This is a genomic window from Metapseudomonas resinovorans DSM 21078 (assembly GCF_000423545.1).
Lineage (GTDB): Bacteria > Pseudomonadota > Gammaproteobacteria > Pseudomonadales > Pseudomonadaceae > Metapseudomonas > Metapseudomonas resinovorans.
The window spans coordinates 66,223-86,754 of record NZ_AUIE01000031.1 but is presented as its reverse complement, the minus strand read 5'-3'; the positions used below and the strand labels follow the sequence as shown (position 1 = coordinate 86,754).

The 20,532-nt window shown below is 63.5% G+C and carries 17 protein-coding genes; 7 read left to right on the top strand and 10 right to left on the bottom strand.

All coding sequences use genetic code 11. The annotated features are described in order from the left end of the window. Window positions 1-51: 51 nt before the first annotated feature. The gene (locus G559_RS0120130; RefSeq protein WP_028629976.1) at window positions 52-756 is read right to left on the bottom strand and encodes an OmpA family protein; all 705 of its coding nucleotides are present in this window, start codon (window positions 754-756) and stop codon (window positions 52-54) included. Window positions 757-836: 80 nt separating this feature from the next. Further along, complete coding sequence (locus tag G559_RS0120125) at window positions 837-1,481, bottom strand: MBL fold metallo-hydrolase (protein ID WP_028629975.1); 645 nt, start codon at window positions 1,479-1,481, stop codon at window positions 837-839. A gap of 179 nt (window positions 1,482-1,660) precedes the next feature. Here G559_RS0120125 and G559_RS0120120 point away from each other — a divergent pair, with 179 nt between their 5' ends. Both G559_RS0120120 and G559_RS0120115 read left to right on the top strand, forming a co-directional pair. Beyond that, window positions 1,661-2,683, top strand: coding sequence for an amino acid ABC transporter substrate-binding protein (locus G559_RS0120120; RefSeq protein WP_036997603.1), 1,023 nt, complete (start codon window positions 1,661-1,663; stop codon window positions 2,681-2,683). Window positions 2,684-2,697: 14 nt separating this feature from the next. Then, window positions 2,698-4,038, top strand: a complete 1,341-nt coding sequence (locus G559_RS0120115; RefSeq protein ID WP_028629973.1) for an ArsB/NhaD family transporter — start codon at window positions 2,698-2,700, stop codon at window positions 4,036-4,038. Between the two features lie 62 nt (window positions 4,039-4,100). On the opposite strand, the gene G559_RS0120110 is transcribed toward G559_RS0120115, so the two are convergent. After that, window positions 4,101-5,120: an AraC family transcriptional regulator gene (locus tag G559_RS0120110; protein WP_028629972.1), complete on the bottom strand. Its 1,020-nt coding sequence runs from the start codon at window positions 5,118-5,120 to the stop codon at window positions 4,101-4,103. 122 nt (window positions 5,121-5,242) lie between these two features. Here G559_RS0120110 and G559_RS0120105 point away from each other — a divergent pair, with 122 nt between their 5' ends. The 3 genes from G559_RS0120105 to G559_RS0120095 all read left to right on the top strand — a co-directional run bounded on the left by G559_RS0120105 (window position 5,243) and on the right by G559_RS0120095 (window position 6,803). After that, window positions 5,243-6,079 (top strand): metal-dependent hydrolase, encoded by an 837-nt coding sequence (locus tag G559_RS0120105; RefSeq protein WP_028629971.1) that lies wholly within the window; start codon window positions 5,243-5,245, stop codon window positions 6,077-6,079. Between the two features lie 246 nt (window positions 6,080-6,325). Next, on the top strand, window positions 6,326-6,553 hold the full coding sequence (gene relB, locus G559_RS0120100) for a type II toxin-antitoxin system RelB family antitoxin (RefSeq protein ID WP_028629970.1): 228 nt from the start codon (window positions 6,326-6,328) through the stop codon (window positions 6,551-6,553). After that, the gene (locus tag G559_RS0120095) at window positions 6,537-6,803 is read left to right on the top strand and encodes a type II toxin-antitoxin system RelE family toxin (protein ID WP_028629969.1); all 267 of its coding nucleotides are present in this window, start codon (window positions 6,537-6,539) and stop codon (window positions 6,801-6,803) included. The genes relB and G559_RS0120095 overlap by 17 nt, the downstream gene beginning before the upstream one ends. 288 nt (window positions 6,804-7,091) lie before the next feature. Here G559_RS0120095 and G559_RS0120090 read toward each other — a convergent pair whose 3' ends face one another. Beyond that, window positions 7,092-8,033: an alpha/beta fold hydrolase gene (locus G559_RS0120090; protein ID WP_028629968.1), complete on the bottom strand. Its 942-nt coding sequence runs from the start codon at window positions 8,031-8,033 to the stop codon at window positions 7,092-7,094. An 87-nt stretch (window positions 8,034-8,120) separates the two neighbouring features. Continuing rightward, the gene (locus G559_RS0120085; RefSeq protein WP_028629967.1) at window positions 8,121-8,783 is read right to left on the bottom strand and encodes a TetR/AcrR family transcriptional regulator; all 663 of its coding nucleotides are present in this window, start codon (window positions 8,781-8,783) and stop codon (window positions 8,121-8,123) included. Window positions 8,784-8,870: 87 nt separating this feature from the next. Here G559_RS0120085 and G559_RS0120080 point away from each other — a divergent pair, with 87 nt between their 5' ends. Then, entirely contained in the window at window positions 8,871-9,734 is an 864-nt protein-coding gene (locus tag G559_RS0120080) for a hypothetical protein (RefSeq protein WP_028629966.1), read from the top strand. Here the strand turns inward: G559_RS0120080 and G559_RS0120075 are convergent. The 4 genes from G559_RS0120075 to G559_RS0120060 all read right to left on the bottom strand — a co-directional run bounded on the left by G559_RS0120075 (window position 9,723) and on the right by G559_RS0120060 (window position 17,873). Then, a complete protein-coding gene (locus G559_RS0120075; protein ID WP_028629965.1) occupies window positions 9,723-12,446 on the bottom strand; it encodes a LuxR C-terminal-related transcriptional regulator in 2,724 nt (907 codons plus the stop codon). The genes G559_RS0120080 and G559_RS0120075 overlap by 12 nt on opposite strands. Window positions 12,447-12,598: 152 nt before the next feature. Then, window positions 12,599-13,966: a DUF1329 domain-containing protein gene (locus G559_RS0120070; RefSeq protein WP_028629964.1), complete on the bottom strand. Its 1,368-nt coding sequence runs from the start codon at window positions 13,964-13,966 to the stop codon at window positions 12,599-12,601. Between the two features lie 31 nt (window positions 13,967-13,997). Beyond that, on the bottom strand, window positions 13,998-15,950 hold the full coding sequence (locus tag G559_RS0120065; RefSeq protein ID WP_028629963.1) for a DUF1302 domain-containing protein: 1,953 nt from the start codon (window positions 15,948-15,950) through the stop codon (window positions 13,998-14,000). 240 nt (window positions 15,951-16,190) lie between these two features. After that, window positions 16,191-17,873, bottom strand: coding sequence for a fatty acid--CoA ligase (locus G559_RS0120060; protein WP_028629962.1), 1,683 nt, complete (start codon window positions 17,871-17,873; stop codon window positions 16,191-16,193). 179 nt (window positions 17,874-18,052) lie between these two features. Here G559_RS0120060 and G559_RS0120055 point away from each other — a divergent pair, with 179 nt between their 5' ends. After that, window positions 18,053-19,228 (top strand): thiolase family protein, encoded by a 1,176-nt coding sequence (locus G559_RS0120055; protein WP_028629961.1) that lies wholly within the window; start codon window positions 18,053-18,055, stop codon window positions 19,226-19,228. A 91-nt stretch (window positions 19,229-19,319) separates the two neighbouring features. Here G559_RS0120055 and G559_RS0120050 read toward each other — a convergent pair whose 3' ends face one another. Next, a complete protein-coding gene (locus tag G559_RS0120050) occupies window positions 19,320-20,498 on the bottom strand; it encodes an MFS transporter (RefSeq protein ID WP_028629960.1) in 1,179 nt (392 codons plus the stop codon). Between the last annotated feature and the right edge of the window lie 34 nt (window positions 20,499-20,532).

Genomic DNA, 20,532 nt, shown 5'->3' with positions numbered 1-20,532 from the left:
GGCAGAAACGACGAGGCCCGCAACAGCGGGCCTCGTGGCGGTGGAGCGGTATCAGTATTGCTGCGGAGCCTGGGCGCCGGGGATGGGGGTCAGCTTGATCTCCACGCGGCGGTTCTGCGAACGGCCCGCCTCGTTGGCGTTGCTGGCGACCGGCAGGTCCGGGCCCATGCCACGGGAAGTCACGCGGGTGCCATTGACGCCCTGAGCCGTCAGGTAATTGGCCACGCTCTGGGCGCGCAGTTGCGACAGGTTCATGTTGTATTGGTGGCTGCCGGTGCTGTCGGTGTGGCCAACCACCTCGATGTTGTTCTGGTCGTACTGCTTGAACGAAGTCGCCAGGTTATTCAGCGGGGAATAGAAGTTGCTGGCGATGTCCGCCGAGTTGGTGGCGAAGGTGATGTTGCCGGGCATGATCAGGTTGATGTTGTCGCCCTGGCGCTGTACCTGCACGCCGGTGCCTTCCATGCTCCGACGCAGCTCCGCTTCCTGCTTGTCGACGTAATAGCCGTAGCCTGCGCTGGCGGCGCCAGCCACGGCAGCGCCGATCAGCGCACCCTTGCCACGGTTGTCATGGTTGATCGCAGCACCCGCTACGGCACCGGCCAGGGCACCCAGGGCACCGTACTTGGCAGTCTTGCTCATGCCGCCCTCGGCGGGAGCCTGGACCTCACCCTGTTGGTTGTAAGGATTCTGAGCACAACCCGCCAGCATGGCGAAAGCGGTAGCGGCGATGATCAGACGACACGGGGTGAACATGGACTTTTACTCCTGAGAATTCTCAAAGCCGATATGGCTGCGGGCCATTAGAGCATCGAGGTTTATAGAAATTCCGTGGCTCAAGCTCGTACGAACGGATTTTCCCGCATCTCGTCACCGAGACGGGTGTCGGGGCCGTGGCCGGTGACCACGGTGGCCTCCTCGTCCAGGCTGTAGAGGCGCTGCTTGATGGACCGCTCGATGGTGTTGTAGTCGCCGCCCCAGAGGTCAGTCCGGCCGATGCCACGGCGGAACAGGGTATCCCCGGCGATCAGCAGCTTGGCCTCGGGGAACCAGAAACTCATGGAGCCGGGTGTATGCCCCGGGGTGTGCAGCGCCACACCGCAACCGCAGGCCAGTTCCTCGTCATCGGCCAGCCACTGGTCGGGCGCCGGCACCGGCTTGTAGGGCACACCGAACATGCGGCACTGCATTTCCAGGTTGTCCCAGAGGAACTGGTCTTCCTTGTGCAGATGCAGGGTGGCACCGGTCGCCTTCTTCAACTCTCCGGAGGCGAGAAAGTGATCGAGATGAGCATGGGTGTGGATGATGCTGACCAGCTTCAGGCCATGGGCTTCCAGGCGAGCCAGGATCAACTCAGGGTTGCCGCCCGGGTCCACGACTATGGCCTTCTTGCTGACCGGGTCGCCGATCAGCGTGCAGTTGCACTGCAACGGGCCGACCGGGAAGGTTTCGCGTATTAGTGCAGGTTTTGCGGCTTCCATGGGCGCCCCTGTTCGATAAAGAACGGAATTCTGTCACACCGAAATCGGAAATGGCGACCTTCCTGACCGCGTGCTCCCCCGCCTTGGCCGTCAATCTGCGGCGGCCACTGGACGGCCTGACAGCCCGGTGCCTCAACTAGAGTGAAAGTATCGCCACTCGAACCTGGGAGTTCAGCCTGATGCGCCTGACACGGTTGCTTGCAGCGCTGGTACTCCTGGCGGTTCAGGGTCTGGCGCCCCTGGCCGGCGAAACCCTCGCGAGCATCCACAATCGTGGTCAGTTGCGCTGCGGTGTCAGTGAAGGCATCGCCGGATTTTCCGCGCGTGACGCCACGGGCCGCTGGGTCGGACTGGAGGCCGACTTCTGTCGGGCAGTGGCAGCGGCAGTACTGGGCAATGGAGAACAGGTCGAATTCGTGCCGCTCAAGGCCTCTACCCGCTTCCCGGCCCTGCAGGCAAGGCGCATCGACCTGCTGGCACGGAACACGACCTGGACACTGACCCGTGAGGCGCTGCTGCAGGTGACATTTCCCGCCGTGCTTTTCTATGACGGCCAGGCGTTCATGGTCCCCAGGGCTTCGGGCATCGAGCACCTGGCCGAGCTACGCGAAGGGGAAGTGTGCGTCGAGAAGGACACGACCCACCAGCAGAACCTGGCCGACTTGATACGCGACCAGGACCTGAAGCTGCGCTTACAGGAAATCGACTCCGCGAGCGGCGCGGCGCAGGCCCTGTTCGCCGGCAAGTGCCGCGCCCTCACTTCGGATTCCGCCCAATTAGCCGCCGTGCGTCTGCTGGCTCCCGGCAAGCCGGACGATTTCGTGATTCTGCCCGAGCGCATCTCCAGGGAGCCGATTGGTCCGGTAGTTGCCCAGGGCGATGAGCAGTGGGCCTCGGTGGTGCGCTGGGTACTCCACGCCCTGGTTCTCGCCGAGGCGTACGACTTGACGCAGGCCAATGTCGAAGCCCGCGTCCGCAAAATGCGGGGACCGCATGGACGTCTGCTGCGTGGCGAGGACCTGCGTCTGGCGAAAGCGCTGGACGTGCAGCCGGACTGGGCGATGCGTGCCGTGCGCGCAGTCGGCAATTACGCAGAGCTTTACGAGCGACACCTCGGCAGTCGAAGCCAGCTGGCGATCGAACGCGGCCCGAACCGCCTCTGGCGCGACGGCGGGCTCTTGTATGCGCCGCCAATAGACTGAGCCGGGAAAGCCGAATGAGCGACCTGCAGATCTACCTGACACTGAGCATTTTCGCCCTGGTGGTCCTGGCGATTGCCTTCGACCTGATCGACATGGCGGTCGCCGCGCTGCTCGGCGTCGGCATGCTGCTGGCCCTTGGCATTCTCGGCAGCAGCAGTCTGATCGCCGCGATGCGCACGGCCGGCGGGCCCTTGTCGCTGTTGTTCGGCGGCATGGTGGTCGCACGCGTACTGGCCCGCACCGGGCTATTTGAACGTCTCGGCGTGATGTTCCTGCGCGCGACCGGCGGCAGCGGCAAGCGCTTCCTGCTGCTGCTGATCCTCATGGTGGCGCCAGTCTGCGCGCTGCTGCCCAACGCCACGACGGTGATCCTGCTCGCCCCCGTGATCGTGCGCGTGGCTCGGGCCTTGAAGGTGGACATCGTCGCGCCGCTGGTGCTCACGGCTATCGTCAGCAACTCGGCCGGCATGTTAACCCTGGTCGGCGACCCGGCGACCTTCCTGGTGGGCAGCTCGATCGGCATGAGCTTCGTCCAATATCTGCAGAAGGTCAGCCTGGCTGGTCTGCTCGCCGTCCTGGTGATCATCCCGCTGCTGCCCTGGCTGATGCCGCAGATCTGGCGCGCACAGGTAGACCTGCCGGAACCCGAGCCGTTGCCGCCCATCGATAAACCGTGGTTCGTGGTCATGACCCTGGCCGTGTTGGCGTTGATGATCGCGCTGTTCCTGTTCGGCGAACTGCTGCCCCGCCCCATCGTACCGCCGGCAGTAGCCATCATCGCCGCGAGCCTGGCCCTGCTGGTGATCTTTTCCTCGCACGTGGAGCCGGTGGACGAACTTCTGCGCGCCATCGACTGGAAGACCCTGCTGTTCCTTGGCGCAATCTTCTGCCTGGTGGAGGCATTCACCGCAACGGGGCTGCTGCAGGGGCTCTCAATCAAGCTGGAAGAGTGGTTCGGTACGAACCTCCTGGTGGTCGCCCTGAGCCTCATGGTCGGGATCGGCTTGCTGTCCAGCCTGCTGGCCAACATCCCCGTGGTTGCCGCCTCGCTGATCATGACCAAAGGCTATCTGGTGGCCGCGGGAATCGTGCCGGAGATCGCCCTGGCTGCTACGTTCAGCGACTGGCCTGGTTCGACTATCCCGGTATTCATCGCGATGATGTTCGGCGCCACACTGGGCGGCAACGCGACGCTGATCGGTGCCTCGGCCAACATAGTGGCGGTGGGCATCTGTGCCAGCGAGGGGGAGCGCGTGAGCTTTGCCCGCTTCAGCCGCTACGGCGTGCCTATCACGCTGGCGCAGTTCCTGGTTTCCGGCCTCTATGTGTGGCTGATGTTCCACCCGATCATCTGAACCCGGTGCGCGCCATGGCGCCGCCATCCTCCATGGAGACAGACCGGCCAGGCAACCGGGTCTCATGGCCCTGCGCGATAGTCACTCGGCAGCTTGCCCGTCCACTTGCGGAAGGCACGGCGGAAGTTGGAGGGGTCACTGAAGCCCAACAGGTTGGCGATTTCGAACAACGGCAGATGGGTGGTGCCCAGGTACTGCAAGGCCAGGCTCTTGCGCACCTCGTCCAACACCTGTTGATAACTCGTGCCCATTGCCGAAAGGTGACGGCGCAGGCTGCGCCCACTGGTGTGCAGGGCGCGGGCGGCGCCGTCGAGGTCGGGGAAATCACCGGGGCGCGCCATCAGCAGGCGGCGCACGCGAGTCAGCAGCGCGTCCTGCACGTCCAGGGTGGCCAGCAGGGCTTCGCATTGCTGCTGGCACATCTGCACCGTGGCCGGATTGGCCAGGGCCATGGATCGTTCCAGGTAACTCTTGGGCAGGCTCAGCCAGTGGCAGGGTTGCTCGAAATGCGCCGAGACGCCGAACACCTCCGCGTAGCGCGCCGCGTAAGCCGGTGCCGAATGGGCGAAGCCCACCTGCTGGCCACGCAGTTCCTCACCCACCAGAAAGCGCGCGATGCTGAAGACACTGGCTAGCAGTCCCTCACCGGCGAATCGCCCCAAGGGTCCCATCGGGAAGGATTCGATGGCACGCAGTTGCAGGCAGTCGCCCTGCTCCACCAGTTCCAGCTCGTAGGCGAGCCCCAATACCCGGTAGTACTTCAGCGCAAACTGCAGAGCACGGCCCAGGTTCGCGCTGGAGAGCACCGCATAACCGAGAATCCCGTGAGTGGAGACGTTCAACCGCTGGCCCAGAATCAGCCCCAGGGCCGGTTCGCGACACAGGTGCAAGGCCGCGCCGGCAAGCTGGTTGAAATCGAGGAAGGACAACCGGCCATTCGGGTTGCCGAGCAGCTCCGGCCGCACCCTGGCGCTGGCGAACAAAGCCTCGCGGGCCACACCCAATTCCTCGGCCAGGCCGAGCAAGGCTTCGGCATAGGCGACGGGGACCAATTCGGCGGAGAAAGTCAGCGGTTGCTTCATATTGGCATCGTGTTCTGGTTGTGGCCGGATATGACCCGAAGGTTGGCAGAAGATAACCTTGTCCGACAAAACCCGGCAAGCCGATAGTGGGACCATGGTCCAAACAGACTCAAGGAGCCCCCATGGCCAGCACCACACCCGAAGGATTGGTTATCCGTCCGCGCCACATGGATTTCGATTTGCCCAGCCCGCTGCCCCGCCACTGGCACAGCGGCGATGCCTTCAAGAGCCACCTGTTCGACGCGATGTCGGTGCTCTTCCCCGACGGCGAACGTTTCTTCATCGACTCGGTGCGCCAGTTCCGCGACCAGATCGACGACCCGGTACTGAAGGAGCAGATCCGCGGCTTCATCGGCCAGGAAGGCCATCACAGCCGTGAGCACCTGGAATACAGCAACCGCCTGCGCGAGCTGGGCTATGACATCGGCACCATCGAACGCCGTGCCCAGGCGCGCATCCGCTACACCCAGAAGAAGTTCTCCGCCCGCCGCCAGTTGGCCGCTACGGCCGCCCTGGAACACATCACCGCGATCATGGCCGACGGTCTGTTGAAGAACCCCGATTACATGGCCGGTGCCCACCCGACCATGGCACGCCTGTGGCGCTGGCATGCGCTGGAAGAAACCGAGCACAAGGCAGTGGCCTTCGACGTGTACAACCAGGTCTGCGGCAGCCACCGCCTGCTGCGCCGGGCGATGGTGATGGGCACCTTCTTCTTCATGCTCGACACCACTCGCGGCCTGGCCCACATGCTCAAGCGCGACGGCCTCTTGTGGAACTGGCGTGTCTGGCGCGACGGTCTGAGCTGGATGTGGGGCCGCAACGGCATCTTCCGGCCACTGGTGCGCACCTACCTGGACTTCTTCAAGAAGGGTTTTCACCCGTGGCAGCACGACAATCTGGATCTGCTGTACAGGACGCGGGAAGAGTTCGATGTGCCGCAGGCGAGCGCGGCTTGAGGTTTTCGTGATTGACGAGAACAGCCCCTCGGGGCCGCTTGTTTAATCTGTTGAAATCCTAAGGCCCAGTGAAGTAGGGGATGTCCTCGTACTTCACCGGGCCTTTGTCCAATCTGAGGCGCATGGTCGGCCTTGCTGCCCTTTGAGCGCGCATTTCAGCGTCGCCCGCCGGGTATCCAGCAGCCTCTGCACCGGAATTGCCCACCCGTGATACAGTGAATACACGCATCGCAATGAGGCCCTGAAATGGCTACTTCAATTCGACTTTCCCCTGAAACCGAACAGCGGCTCGAATTCTTGGCGGCTAGCACCGGGCGCACCAAGGCATATTACCTCCGGGAAATCATCGACCACGGCCTAACCGATATGGAGGACTACTACCTCGCAGCCGACGTTCTTGAGCGTGTACGCAAAGGTCAGGAATCAGTCCATTCGGCGGCGGACGTGAGGAAAGACCTTGGTCTGGACGATTGAGTACACCGACACAGCCAGAACTCAGTTACGTAAGCTCGACAAGCAGACAGCCAAACGTATTCTTGATTTCTTGGATGAGCGGGTCGCCGACAGGGCTGACCCTCGAAGTACCGGAAAAGCTCTCACCGGCCCACTGGGTGGCTTGTGGCGTTATCGCATTGGGGATTTCCGCTTGATTTGCGACATTCAGGACGGTGCGCTACGCATCCTGGTCGTCCAGCTTGGCAACCGCCGAGACATATACCGCTGAACAAACATCTACCAGCTTCTTCGCCACCAGATGATCTGCTAATCGTGACGTCTTAACTTGACCAATTGCTGGCCTGGGGAAGATTTCTTCCCTAGACCAGCTCCTGAAAAGATGAGGTGGATAGCCTCTTCCAAGACTATCCACCTAAAATTTTCAACAGATTCACCAAACGGCTCGCCCCTCGGGGGCCGTTTTCTTTTGTGCTCGGAGTGGTGGCTGCTTCCCTCACTCCAGCCCTCTCCCAGAGGGAGAGGGGCTGTCCATGCCGGATCGGAGCCTGCGCCGATCTCAGCCCAGCAAGAACCGCATCGCGTCCGCCGCACTCTGCTGCGGAATCTCCTCCATCGGGATATGCCCTACCCCCGGATAGGTCTTCACCTGGATGCCCGGCAGATCGCGCTGCCAGAGCGGTACGTGCTTTGGCGATATCCAGCGATCCTTCTCGCCCCACATCAGCAGGGTCGGTGCCTTGATTTGCGCGACTCGCTGGCCGCTGTGCTCCAGCTCCGTGCCGTTGACCTTCAGCAGCACGCGGAAGATGTCCATCATCGCCCGACGATTGCCCGGGCGGCGCGACAGGTCGTAGTAGCGGTCCACCACGCCGGGTTTGATCCGGCCCGGTTCGCCGTAGACCTCCTTGATGCCCTGGGCGATCAGCGCCCTCGGCATCCACAGCGGCATGGCCAGGGTGGCGCCGGGCAGTGCTGCGGAGGCGATCATCCAGGGCACCTTGCGCATCGGGTAGCCGGCCGGATCGATCAGCACGAGTTTCTCGACCCGCTGCGGCTGGGTCAGAGCGAAGTTCCAGGCGATGTAGCCGCCCAGGGAATTGCCGACAATGGACGCCTTGGCCACCCCCAGGTAGTCCAGCAGCAAGCCGAGGATGCCGATCATGCGCTCAGCGGAATACTCACCATTGCGCTTGGGCCCGGTGAGGCCGAAGCCCGGTACGTCGAAGCGGATGATGCGGTAGTGCGGGGCAAAGGCCTCCACCCAGCCATCCCAGGTGTGCAGGGACGCCACCACGCCGTGGATCATGACCAGGGCCGGTTTGTCGCGGCTGCCCTCATCACGGTAGTGGACGTTGAAGCCATCCAGCTCGATGAAGCGCGAACCGCTATCGGCGCTGGCGTAGCGCGCCTTCAGGCGGTCGAGCGGCAGTGAGCCGAAGCCCAGGCGGGCGAAGCCGGCGGCAAGCGGCGGCGACAGCGGCAAGCTGGATGCGGACATGCGGGGCACCTCGTGATTGTTGTTATCGAGGGCCTATCACAGCATGCGTCCGCGCCAACCGCGCCCAACCTAGGATGTGTCTGCTCGCTAGGCAGCGCGCGGCCGCAGTGCAGCGATCAACAGGTCCCCCAGCACCGTCTTGGCCCGCTCGATCTCAATCGCGGTCGCAGCGCCGGTCAGCAGCTCGAGAGACGCCGCTTCCATGGCCCAGATCAGCGCCCGATAGGTCAGCGGATCGCGTTCGTCACCTTCACCGTGCAGGCGCTCGGCGAGCAAGCGCCCCATTTCTTCATGGGCACGCTGGCGATGACTGGCGAGCGGGGAGTCGGCGCGCAGGGCTTCTTCCTGCATCAGGCGGATGATGGGGCCCACGGCCAGGTGGTAGTCGAAGAAACGCGCCACCATGCCACGTAGCCAGGCCTCGGCGCTGCCGGCGTCGTCCTGCATCTCGCGAAAGCGCGCCAGCAGCAGGACCACCGCCGTGCGGTAGATGCTTTCCAGCACATCCATCTTGTTGGCGAAGTACTTGTAGAAGGTCCGGCGAGAAACCCGCGCGGCATCCAGCAGGTCATTCACCGTGGTCTCGGCGATGCCCTTGCGGGCAAAGACCGGAATGGCCGCCAGCTGGATATTGGCGCGCAGCAGGTGACCTACGAGCAGCCCTTCACCCTCGCCCTGCTGGCGCACAGCGTTGAAGCCCCCCAGGTCCTCGAACACTGCGCGTACGGCACCCTGCTCGCTCGTTTCCATCAGCCTGCTTCCCCAACCAAGGCGCGGGTGACGGCACAGCGCGGCCTCGTTACTCTTGGCCGGCCCTCCCCCGCAGGATTGTCCTGACTGATGACGCTAACACGCCCCCTGCTCTGGCCGCTGGCCATCCTTTTGCTGGTTCTCGCCCTGCGCGCACCGGCCGCCGAGCTTTTCTACCTGGGGCAGAAGATCCCGGACATCCAGCGCCCCTGGGCCAGCGCCGAGTACCATCAGTTGATCCTGGCGCTGCAGACGATCGACACCACTCAGGTGAACGCACTGCCCCGGCGCAGCGGCGAGTTCACCGGGCCCATCTACACGCGCATGGTCAGCGAGGAAAACTTCAAGCCGCAGTTGAACATCTACGCACCGCTGGAGTTGCGGCAGAACGAGGCGCGCGAGGTGCTCTTCCAGCTCAAGGAACTGATGCGCCTGTATTTCGACTTCAAGGCCGCGCAGCAGCCTTACGGCGCCGAAGCACTGGGCCTGATGACCTATTCCCTGCGCCAGCAGGCCATCCTCTTCACCCTTACGGTGGAGTTCTGGATGACGCTTTCGGAGAAGGAGCAGAGCAGCCCGATTCGCCTGCAGGGGCTGCAAGAAACCAAGGCGGCGGCCGCCATGCTGACGTCCAGCGCGCTGGACTATCTGGGCCTGACGCGCCAGTTCAACCGCGAGGATCTGGTGCTTTACAGCGCCGAACTGGGCAAACAGTTGCCGGAACTCTTCGTGCACTTGCCGGCGGAGGTGCGCGGTCAACTGCTGGCGCGAGTCGCCGATCTGGCCGAGAAACACCCATACAGTGAGGTACGCGGCAACATGGCCGATCTGCTGCCCGTACTGGTCAGCATTCAGCAGGATGTGGACACCCAATTGTCCAGGCCCGTGGTGCCCAAGCCAGCCAAACCGGCGCTGGATCTTTCGGCACCGCCCGCTGCCTCAGCGCAGTAAACCGAGAGACTTGGCCCGCGCCACTGCTTGGGTACGTCGCTCCACACCCAGCTTGCTGTTGATGTGGCGGGCGTGGCTTTTCACCGTGTGCAGCGAAATGAAGAGGCGCTCGCTGATTTCCTGGTTCGAGCAGCCCTGGGCAATCAGTTGCAGCACCGCCAACTCCCGTGAACTTAACGCCTCGGCGGTTCCGACATCCACCGGCAACACGGCCTCGACACCCGGCAGCAGGTCGAGCAAGTCGCGTACGTCGTCCGGTGAACGGGTAGCCAGCTGTTCACGCAGCCACTGCGGGTGCTGCTCGAGGAGCTCCCGATAGGGCAGCAGTGCACCGCCCGGCAAGGACTCCAGCGCGCGATCCAGCAGGGCGATGGCCTCCCGCTCACGACCCGAGCGCAGCAGGCTCGCCAGCTGCAGTCGAGCGGCCAGCGCTACATGCATCACGCCCTGGCGTTCGGTCTTTTCCAGCAGACCGCGCAGAAGCGCTTCGGCGTCTGCCGTGCGGCCTTGGGCGCGGGCCAACGCGGCTGTTTGCTGCTCGATGCAAAGCGGCAGCAGCGGATGGAACTCGGGGGCGGCGGCAGCCCCCTCGCCGGCATAGGTTTCCGCCAGACGCGGCAACCAGGCTTCAGCCAGTTCCAACTGCCCCTGGGCCAACCACAGCTCGCATTTGGACAGGGTGATCATGGCCAGGTAGTAGACCGGCGGCACGTCCCAGATGTGCATCAACCGTTCAGCTTCGGCGAGTTGGGCGAAAGCGGCGGCGAAGCGGCCCTCGCGGCCTTCCAGCGCGGCCAGGGCACAGTGCCCGATCAACAGGCTGATGTCGCGGCAGGCACGGGCTTCGGCAATACCCGCCTGCAGGCTGACGCGCGCAGCCTGGTTCTGCATGCGCATGCAGAGCAGGAAACCCTGATAAAGCATCAGCCGCGCGCGCGCCACGCAGGCCCTGGGCACCTCCACGCCACGCAGGCGTTCCAGGCCGCTCTGCACTTCAGCCTGGGCGCGCAGCGTTTCGCCGCGCACCTGTAGCACTCGCGCGCGGTCGTAATGAACCAGCGCCTCGAATAGCGGGTTGGCCCCTCGCTGGGCCAATTCCAGGGCTTCTCGGTTGAGGCCACGGGCGCGCCAGAGATCGCCGCGCACCAGGGCGATATTGCCCAGCAAGGACAGGCACAAGTGGCGCTGGCCGTAGTTCTCGGCCAGCAACGCGCTCAGGGCTTCGGTGCAGAAATGTTCGGCACGTTCGATGTCGCCGCGGCCACGGGCGATCAGGCCGCTGATGGCCTGCCACTGCACCAGCAGGCTGCGCTGTTGCACGGCGTCTGGTGCCGGGAGGAAGCGCGCAAGGTTGCTCGCCAGCTCTTCCGCTGCGTCCAGTTGGCAGGCCAGGCCCAGGGCCAGGCTGTAGAGCACGATCAGGCGAGGCGTGCTGGACAGCAGGCTGTCGGGGAGGTCCATCTTCCAGCGCAGCAGCATGGCGATGTTCTGGTTGGCCAGCAGCTGTTCTTCAGACAGGTTCTGCACCAGCGAGGCCGCCACATCGGGCTGGCCGGCACGCAAGGCCTGCTCCACCGCCTCATCCAGCAAGCCGCGCGCGCTGAACCAGCGACAGGCGCGCAAGTGCATGCCGGACGGCGCCAGGCTCGTGGTGCCGCGGCTGCGCAGCAGGTCGGAGAACAGGTGGTGATAGCGGAACCACTGGCCTTGTTCGTCTAGGGGAACCAGGAACACCTGGTGGGCCTGCAGGTAACGGAGGATGGCGGCGCTGTCGTGGCTTTCGCGCACGGCATCGCAGAGTTCGGCGCAGAAACGCTCGAAGCGGGCGGTTTCAAAGAGGAAGGCCTGGACTTCGGGCGGCTGGCGCTCGATGACTTCCTCCAGCAGGTATTCACGGATCAGGCTTTCGTCACCATGGGTGGTCCGCTCCACCTCAGTGCTGGCAGGGGCTTCCTGGCCTGCAAGCAGCCACAGGCGCAGGCCGGCGACCCAGCCTTCGCTACGTTGGAGCAAACCGTCCAGGTCGTCGCCTTCGAGCTTCGCACCCTGGCTGCTCAACAGCGCCAGGCACTCGTCTTCAGTCAGGCGCAGGTCTTGCTCGTTCAGCTCCAGCAGGTGCCTCGACAGGCGCAGCCGGGCCAGGTGCCAATCCGGGCGCTGGCGACTGGTGACCAGCAGCACCCAACCGTCGGGCAGGTGGTTGAGGAGGAATTGCAGGCAGCGGTCGAGCACCGCGTTCTGTGCCAGGTGATAGTCGTCCAGCACCAGCAACAGCGGCTGGTTGGCATCCAGGTGTTCGGCCACTTCGTCGAGCAGGCCATCCAGCCACTGCTCGAAGGCGAAGGGCTGGTGGCGCTGGCGCATTTTCAGATGGCCCATGGCTTCATCACCCAGCCCCGGGTAGAACTGGCGAAGGCCGTCCAGCAGACGTTCGAGGAAGCGCCCCGGATCGCTGTCACGCCGGCTCAGGCTGAGCCAGAGGCTTCGCCAGCCGGGCGGCAGGCTTTCGCAGAACTCGATGGCCAGGGAGCTTTTGCCGAAGCCAGCCGGCGCGCTGAGCATCAGCAGGCGGCCGTCGAGGCCAGCGGCAAGGCGCTCGCACAGGCGCGGACGCGGGACATGGCCGGCAGGGCGCGGCGGGCGAAAGAAGCGCGCATCTGCCACGGGAGCAGCGGTCGGTGTCATGGATCGCGAACTGGTCAGGACGGTCATCACCCAGCTTCTAGGAATGTTGTGCGTACAGGGGCGCGAACCTGAACGAGCCTAGCGGTTCAGGGGACCCAATAGAAGCCCCGGCGGGAAGGAAGTACAGACAAGAAAAAGCCGGCCCGGAGGCCGGCTTCGCTACAAGGTGTTGCAGGGGATCAGCGAACGCCCGCCTGACGCAGGGCCGCCGGGGTGTAGTCGCTTTCGCCAGCGGTGTAGCTGAAGTCGTAGGACTGTTTCTCCTCGTTCTTCATACCCAGCGCCAGGTAACGGCCGGACAGCAGGTCGTAGAGACTTTCCAGCGTGTACCACGGTACCTGATGGTTGTAGTAGTACTGGGAATGGGCCTCAGCCACGCGCCACAGGGTGCCACGGCCGTCGTAGTGGTCGATGGCAGCGGCTTGCCAGGTGTCTTCGTCGATGTAGAAGTCACGCTTGGCGTAGATATGGCGCTCGCCCTGCTTCAGGGTCGCCACCACGTGCCATACGCGGTGCAGCTCGTAACGGGTCAGGTCCTGGTTGATGTGGCCGGCCTTGACGATGTCGCTGTACTTCAGCTTCGGATCATCCAGCTTGTAGCTGTTGTAGGGGATGTAGATCTCCTTCTTGCCTTCCAGCTTCCAGTCGTAACGGTCCGGCGCACCGTTGTACATGTCGAAGTTGTCGGAAGTACGCAGGCCGTCGGCAGCGGTGCCCGGACCATCGTAGGACACCTGCGGCGCACGGCGTACGCGGCGCTGGCCAGCGTTATAGAGCCAGGCCAGGCGCGGCTCCTTCACCTGGTTGAGGGTTTCGTGCACCAGCAGCACGTTACCGGCCAGGCGGGACGGCGCAGTCACACGCTGCTTGAAGTAGAACAGCACGTTGCTCGGCTTGCTCGCATCGTAGTCCTTCAGCTTGTCGCGGAAGGTGAACTCGTCCTGGAAGTACACCAGGCTGTAGGAGCCGTTCGGTTGCGGGGTCGCCTGGGTCACCAGACGGCGCACGCTACCGCCACGATAACGGGTGATGTGGTTCCAGATCGCCTCCAGGCCATCCTTCGGAATCGGGAAGGGGTTGGCGGTACGGAAGTTTTCCAGGCCGTTGCCGCCTTCCACCAGTTTGGTGTTGGTGGCGTTGTACTGGGTGGCCTCGAGCACGCTGGCCGGGACGGTGGCCGAACGATGGGTCTTGAACACCGGCATCTTGTAGGTGTCGGGGTAGCGCTTGAACATCGCCAACTGGCCAGGGGTCAGCTTGTCCTTGTACTGGTCGACGTTCTGCGCAGTGATGGTGAACAGCGGCTGCTCACTGGCGAACGGGTCGGACAGGAAGCCCTTGGCATCAACGGTGCCGGCATTCTTCGGCAGGCCGCCGGTCCACTCGGGAATGGAACCGTCAGCATTGCCGGCCTTCTCGGCGCCCAGCGGGGTCAGGGTGGACCCCAGCTTGGCCGCTTCGTCGGCCGATACCGCAGCCATGACACCGGTGGCCAGCATGGACAGCGCCAGCACGCCAGTTTGCAGCAGACTCTTTGTTGTTTTCATTTTCATCGTCTTCCTCAATTTTGCAGTCCGCTTAGAAGTTCACGCCGAAGCTGAGCGCGAGGAAATCGCGATCGATCGAGGTGTTGTACGTGCCGCCGAAGAAGTCGGTGTAGGCCAGGCTAGCGGTATAGGTGTTCTGGTACTCGGCATCCAGGCCCAGGCTCACGGCCTTGTTGCCTTCGCTGAACACACCGTTCGGGCCGTAACCATCGACGTCATGGGACCAGGCAATGCTCGGTTTCAGGTTCACGCCAGCGAACACGTCGTTGTAGTCCCAGACCGCGCGAGCGCGATATCCCCAAGCGGTGCTGGTGACGAATCCGTCGTCTTCGCAGTACTTGGTCAGGTTTTCCGCAGTAGCGCTACCCAGAGTGCCCAGGTTGAGCGCACGGCACTGGCCGGCCGGCAGCGGGCCAGGACCGTATACCGGGTCGCGGCCGTAACGGGCTTCGGTGGTGCTTTCCAGGCCCCCGGTATGAACCACGCCAACTTCGCCTACCAAGGTCAGACGGCTGGCGCCCATGACTTGGTCAAAGAAGTGAGTGAAGGTGGTCTGGAACTGGGTGACTTCCTTGCGGCGATAACCCGGTTGGTCGGTGTTCGGGCGGCCGGTCAGTACCGACACGTTGGGGTTCAGCGGGCTCAGGCCGGAGAACAGGATGTCGGTGGTGTTCAGTTGCACCGGCAGGTTTGGACGGTAGCTGATCTCACCGCTCCAGGCGGTACCGGTGGGCAGGGTGGTGGAGAAGCTCAGGCCGTAGAGGCGGATGTCTTCCGGGTACTCGACGTAATACTCGCTGTTGCCGGCAACCACCAGCGGCAGCAGTTGAGGGACCAGGGCATTGACCGTGCCCGGAATCAAAGCACCGGGGATGGTGCCTGCCAGCGCGCCACCCAAGGCACCACCCAAGGCGGTCGGAGAGTAGGACGCTGCAGGGGCGCCACGGCCGCTGAAGTACGGGTTGCGGCTGTGATAGTTCATGAAGTACAGGCCGAACTCGGTATCCAGCTCCTCGGCGAAGTAGCGGAACGCGGTACCCCACTGGCCATCATCACGGGCATCGCGGTCCGCGCCGCGCTTGACGATCGCGCCTTCGTCCGGGTTGCCCCACTGCACGCCACGAGCTTGCAGGGTATTGATGATGTTGTTGCGCGCGGCGGCAGGCAGCCCGGCAAGTTGCAGGGCATTGCGCACCCCTTGCTGGGTGCGCAGTACGGTCAGGTTCTGGTCGCAGCCATCGGCGATCACGTCTGGCTGGGCAAAGAAGGTGCCGCAGTTGTCGACGATGGTCTGGTCCCACTCCAGCTGGTAGAACGCCTCGGCGGACAGGTTGTCGGTCAGGCTCTGGGACACATAGAACATGTTGACCGGGATCAGGCCTTCCTTGATCTCGGCACCCGGACGACGGAACGCGGACACGTCGATCGGGTTGACGGAGTTGATGGAGTTGCCGATGAAGGTGCTCTCACCCCAGCTCACCACCTGCTTGCCCAGGCGCACGCTGCCCGGCAGGTCAGCGATGTTGTAGTTGTGGTAGACGAAGGCATCGAGCAGTTCTGCGCCGGAAGACTGTGCGCCTTCCTTGCGGTTGTGGTCGTCGATGTCCTTGAACAGACGGCTCTCGTCCTTCAGCTCGAAGTCGTACCAGTACTTGCCACGAACGAAGACGCCGGTGTCGCCGTACTTCAGTTCGAGGTCATGGATGCCCTTGAAGATCTTCGAGAAGGTTTCGCCCTTCTTGAAGTTCAGGTGGGAGTCGTCGGAAGTCTGGGACAGGCCGTCCCCACCGTTGTTCACGCCGATCAGGTCCGGATCGGCCCCTCGCATCGACCAGCTGGCCCCCACGGACAGCGAAGAGTCGAACTGACCTTCGATTTCACCCATATTGAACGTCACGCCGAATGCCGGTGCAGCGATTGTGGAAGCAAGGCTGACGGCCAGTGGCAGCTTTGCCAGGCGCCAGAACGTTGTGGTTGTTGTCATCGACGCTACTCCATGTGTTTTTTGTTATTGATGGTTGCGGACTATAGCCAGCGGGTATTAGCGCTTGATCCCTCGAAAGTGTGATTTGGAACCCCCAGACACTCTGGCCCGCACCTTCCGACGGATTAGTCCGATCCTTCGGTAGGAAAGATAGCCAGTAATTTTCAGAACGCAGCAATTAACAAGCCAAGCGTTTGCTTGGTTGCCGGGCCGCACCCTAGAGGGCGCGGCCCGTGCTGCTTAGAGAGCGGAGAGGAAAGTGCTGCCGGCGGCCTGCCATTGAGCGATGTCGACACGAATGCGTTTCTTGTCCAGCTTGCCCACGCTGGTCTTGGGAATTTCAGTAACAAGCGCGATCTGGCTGGGAATAGCCCACTTATTGATGTGACCTTGCTCGACAAAGGGCTTGAGATGTTCCTTCAGCGCCTTGGCATCCAGGGGCTGATTGTCACGAACCACCACCAGGGCAAAGGGACGTTCGCCCCACTGCGGATCGGGAACGCCCACCACGGCCACTTCGCGTACCGCCGGGTGACGACTGATCAAGTCTTCCAGTTCCAGTGAGGATATCCACTCGCCGCCGGTCTTGATGACATCCTTGATGCGGTCGCGGATCTCGATGAACCCCATCCCGTCCAGCGTGGCCACGTCCCCGGTATGCAGCCAGCCACGCTCCCAGAGCTCCTCGCTCTTCTCCGGCTCGTTGAAGTAGCCGTAGGTCAGCCAGGGCGCGCGCAGCACCAGCTCGCCCTGGGACTCGCCATCAATCGGCTGGAACTGCCCATCGGCGTCCATGATGGCCGCCTCGACCAGCGGCACCGGCACGCCGGCCTTGATGCGGTAGGTGGTGCGCTCATCCTCGCTGCCGGCCAGCAGCTCTTCGTTGAGGTGCGCCACCGAGATCAGCGGGCAGGTCTCGGACATGCCGTAGGCAGCGGTGAGCTGGATACCACGGGCCTTGGCCGCGTCGTACAGGGCGCGGTTCAGCGCGCTGCCACCGATGATCATCTTCAGGCCGCCGAAGTCATATCCCTGGGCGGTCGGGGCATTCATCACCATCTGCAGGATGGTTGGCACGCAGTGGGAGAAGGTGACCTTCTCTTCGCGCATCAGGCGGCAAAGCATGTCCGGCTCGTAACGGCCGGGGTAGACCTGCTTCACCCCGAGCATGGTTGCTACATAGGGCACACCCCAGGCGTGAACGTGGAACATCGGGGTGATGGGCATGTAGACGTCATCGGTGCCCATCAGTCGGATGCTGTCCAGCGCACCGATGGTGGCGGCCATGGACAGGGTGTGCAGCACCAGCTGGCGGTGGGTGAAGTAGACGCCCTTGGGATTACCGGTGGTGCCAGTGGTATAGAAGGTGGTGGCGACGGAGTCTTCGTCGAAGTCTGGGAAGTCATACGCCGGGCTGGCCGCCGCCAGCAGGGTCTCGTACTCGCCGACCAGGTTCGGCAGGTCGACGTTGTGATCCGTACCGTCGGTGAGCAGCAGGGTTTTCTTCACCGTGGTCAGTTGGCTGCCGATGGCCTGGTAGATCGGCAGGAACTCGCTGTTGACCAGCACGAAGCGGTCTTCAGCATGGTTCATGGTGTAGAGGATCTGGTCCGGCGAGAGGCGGATATTGATGGTGTGCAGCACGGCACCGATCATCGGGATAGCGAACATGCACTCCAGGTAACGGTGGCTGTCCCAATCCATCACCGCGACGGTATCACCCGCCTTCACACCCGCTTCGGTGAGCACGTTGGCCAGACGCGCGACGCGCTCGTTGAAGGTGGCGTAGCTGTAGCGAATGCGGTCGCGGTAAACGATCTCGCGAGTCTTTTCGTATCGGCTGCCGGACATCAGCAGGCGCTTGATCAGCAGGGGGTAGACGTAGGCGTTTTCGGCGGGCTTGATGACGCGGGTCTGGAGCATGAGACGCACCTGGTGAGGTTGGGGACTTTATTGTTGATCTCGACTTTAGGCCCCATCGGCGAGACGCAAATCAGTCAAAAGAGTGATTTGATGAGTGACTCTTTTTCGACTTTCGGTCACCAGATAGAATCCAGGGCCCCGGCCGGTCGCGGCCCGTTATCCACAGAGGTAGGTTCGAGATGTCCGATATCGTTATCGTCAGTGGCGCCCGTACACCCATGGGCGGCTTCCAGGGCAGCCTGTCCGGCGTTTCCGCCGTGGACCTTGGAGCGCTGGCCATACGCGAGGCCGTCAGCCGGGCCGGTATCCAGCCGGCCGACGTGCAGGAAGTGATCATGGGCAACGTGCTGCCCGCCGGCCTCAAGCAGGGCCCGGCCCGCCAGGCCGCCTTGAACGCCGGCCTGCCCGCCACCACCGGCTGCACCACCATCAACAAGCTCTGCGGCTCCGGCATGAAGGCCGTGATGCTGGCCCACGACCTGCTCAAGGCCGGCAGCAACTCGGTGATGGTGGCTGGCGGCATGGAAAGCATGTCCAACGCCCCCTACGTGCTGGAAAAGGCCCGCACCGGCCTGCGCATGGGTCATGGCGAAATCAAGGACCACATGTTCCTCGACGGCCTGGAAGACGCCCGCACCGGTCGCCTGATGGGCTCCTTCGCCCAGGAAACCGCCGACCGGTACAGCGTGACCCGTGAAGAGATGGACGCCTACGCCATTGAATCCCTGAAGCGCGCCCAGGCCGCCATCGCCGACGGTTCCCTGGCCGCCGAGATCGTCCCGGTGACCGTGACCACCCGTAAGGGTGAGGTGGTGGTCAAGGACGACGAGCAGCCGCTGACCGCCAACCTGGACAAGATTCCCGGCCTGAAGCCCGCCTTCAAGAAAGACGGCACCATCACCGCTGCCAACGCCAGCTCCATTTCCGACGGCGCCAGTGCCTTGGTCATGATGACCGCCGAAGAAGCGGCCCGCCGCGGTCTCAAGCCGCTAGCGAAGATCGTCGGCCACGCCACCCAGAGCCAGGACCCGAGCGAATTCACCCTGGCCCCCATCGGCGCCATGTCCAACCTGTTCAAGAAAACCGGCTGGAACAAAGACGATGTCGACCTGTTCGAGATCAACGAAGCCTTCGCCATGGTGACCATGCTGGCCATGCGCGAACACGGCCTGGACCACGCCAAGGTCAACGTCTACGGCGGCGCCTGCGCCCAGGGTCACCCGGTTGGCTCCACCGGTTCGCGCATCATCATCACCCTGATCAACGCCCTGCGTAACAAGGGCGGCAAGCGCGGCGTGGCTTCGCTGTGCATCGGTGGCGGTGAAGCGACTGCAGTGGCGATCGAACTGCTGTAAGGGCTACTGCGGGGAAGAGAAAGGCGCGACTTTGGTCGCGCCTTTTTTTGTGTGTTCCCGGCGCACTGATCCGAACGCGCCTTTTCTATCCTCAAGCCACCACCGCCACATGCGCCGGTGTCCTCGGAAACACCAGTGCCGCTGCGAATGTCAGCACCGCAAACCCCACCAGCACCAGATACAACCCCACAAGCCCCTGCCTCGGCTCAATGAAGGCGATCATCGGAATCGCCGCCGCGCTGGCACCGAATGAAACGAAGTAGCGCAGCGCGAAGACCCGCGCCTGCCAACGAGGTGCGACGAAGTTGGCAACCATCGAGTCGTTCACCGTTACCTGGCCGAACACTACGAACATGAAGGCCGCCCCCAGGGCGATCACCACCCAGCCGTCGGCCCAGGCCATCGCCAGCAGCAAGGGCGCTTGGCAGAAGGTCAGCAGCACGAAGGGCACCTTGAGGCTGACACGATCGATCACCCGACCGATCAGCAACTGGGCCACCGCGCCAAAGGCGTAGGCCAGGCTCACCACCAGGCCGAGAGCTTCCGGGGCGACGAAGAGGTCATGCAGGCGCTCCTGGAACAGTTTGGGATAGGTCACGGTGGAGGCGTTGAACACCACACCGCCGGTCGCAGTCACCAACGCCAGCACGCCGAATACGAGCGGCATCGATACTCCAGCCGCGAGGCCTCCGCGTCGGGCGCCGGCCGCCGCGGAAGTGGGCGCTTCCTCGCGCACGCACCAGGCGAACCAGAAGCCCAGCAGCACTGCCACGACGCCAGGCAGGATGAAGGCTGCGCGCCAGCCGAACTGCGCGGTGAGATAGCCAGTGAGCAGCGCGGCAAAGGCCACCCCGAGATTGCCCCACATGCCATTAATGCCGATTTCCCGCCCGCGATTCTCCGCATGGGCCACCAGCATTGCCGTACCCACCGGGTGGTAGATGGCGGCGAACACCCCGACCAGGGTAAGCCCCGCTACCAGGGCCGGAATCGAGGTGCAGAGGCCAGTGAAGATGGCCGAGGCACCGATCCCCAGGAAGAACAGCAACATCATCTGGCGCCGGCTCCAGCGGTCACCCAGCCAGCCGGCGGGTAGTGAGCACGCACCGAAGGCGATGAAGCCGCCGAGCGATAGTCCGATCAGCTCGCCATAGGCAAGACCGAAGTCGCGCCCCATGCCAAGCACGGCAGCGGGGAAGATGAGCATGAACATGTGGTCAATTACATGGGCGGCGTTGATGAAGCGGATAACGGTTCGAGGTCGATTCATGGCAGCGAACGTTTGGTTGTTGGAAGCGCCATGC

Coding starts and splice junctions, on each gene's coding strand:
- G559_RS0120130 (WP_028629976.1), bottom strand. CDS start 756: ATGTTCACCCCGTGTCGTCTGATCATCGCCGCTACCGCTTTCGCCATG.
- G559_RS0120125 (WP_028629975.1), bottom strand. CDS start 1,481: ATGGAAGCCGCAAAACCTGCACTAATACGCGAAACCTTCCCGGTCGGC.
- G559_RS0120120 (WP_036997603.1), top strand. CDS start 1,661: ATGCGCCTGACACGGTTGCTTGCAGCGCTGGTACTCCTGGCGGTTCAG.
- G559_RS0120115 (WP_028629973.1), top strand. CDS start 2,698: ATGAGCGACCTGCAGATCTACCTGACACTGAGCATTTTCGCCCTGGTG.
- G559_RS0120110 (WP_028629972.1), bottom strand. CDS start 5,120: ATGAAGCAACCGCTGACTTTCTCCGCCGAATTGGTCCCCGTCGCCTAT.
- G559_RS0120105 (WP_028629971.1), top strand. CDS start 5,243: ATGGCCAGCACCACACCCGAAGGATTGGTTATCCGTCCGCGCCACATG.
- relB (WP_028629970.1), top strand. CDS start 6,326: ATGGCTACTTCAATTCGACTTTCCCCTGAAACCGAACAGCGGCTCGAA.
- G559_RS0120090 (WP_028629968.1), bottom strand. CDS start 8,033: ATGTCCGCATCCAGCTTGCCGCTGTCGCCGCCGCTTGCCGCCGGCTTC.
- G559_RS0120085 (WP_028629967.1), bottom strand. CDS start 8,783: ATGGAAACGAGCGAGCAGGGTGCCGTACGCGCAGTGTTCGAGGACCTG.
- G559_RS0120075 (WP_028629965.1), bottom strand. CDS start 12,446: ATGACCGTCCTGACCAGTTCGCGATCCATGACACCGACCGCTGCTCCC.
- G559_RS0120070 (WP_028629964.1), bottom strand. CDS start 13,966: ATGAAAACAACAAAGAGTCTGCTGCAAACTGGCGTGCTGGCGCTGTCC.
- G559_RS0120065 (WP_028629963.1), bottom strand. CDS start 15,950: ATGACAACAACCACAACGTTCTGGCGCCTGGCAAAGCTGCCACTGGCC.
- G559_RS0120060 (WP_028629962.1), bottom strand. CDS start 17,873: ATGCTCCAGACCCGCGTCATCAAGCCCGCCGAAAACGCCTACGTCTAC.
- G559_RS0120055 (WP_028629961.1), top strand. CDS start 18,053: ATGTCCGATATCGTTATCGTCAGTGGCGCCCGTACACCCATGGGCGGC.
- G559_RS0120050 (WP_028629960.1), bottom strand. CDS start 20,498: ATGAATCGACCTCGAACCGTTATCCGCTTCATCAACGCCGCCCATGTA.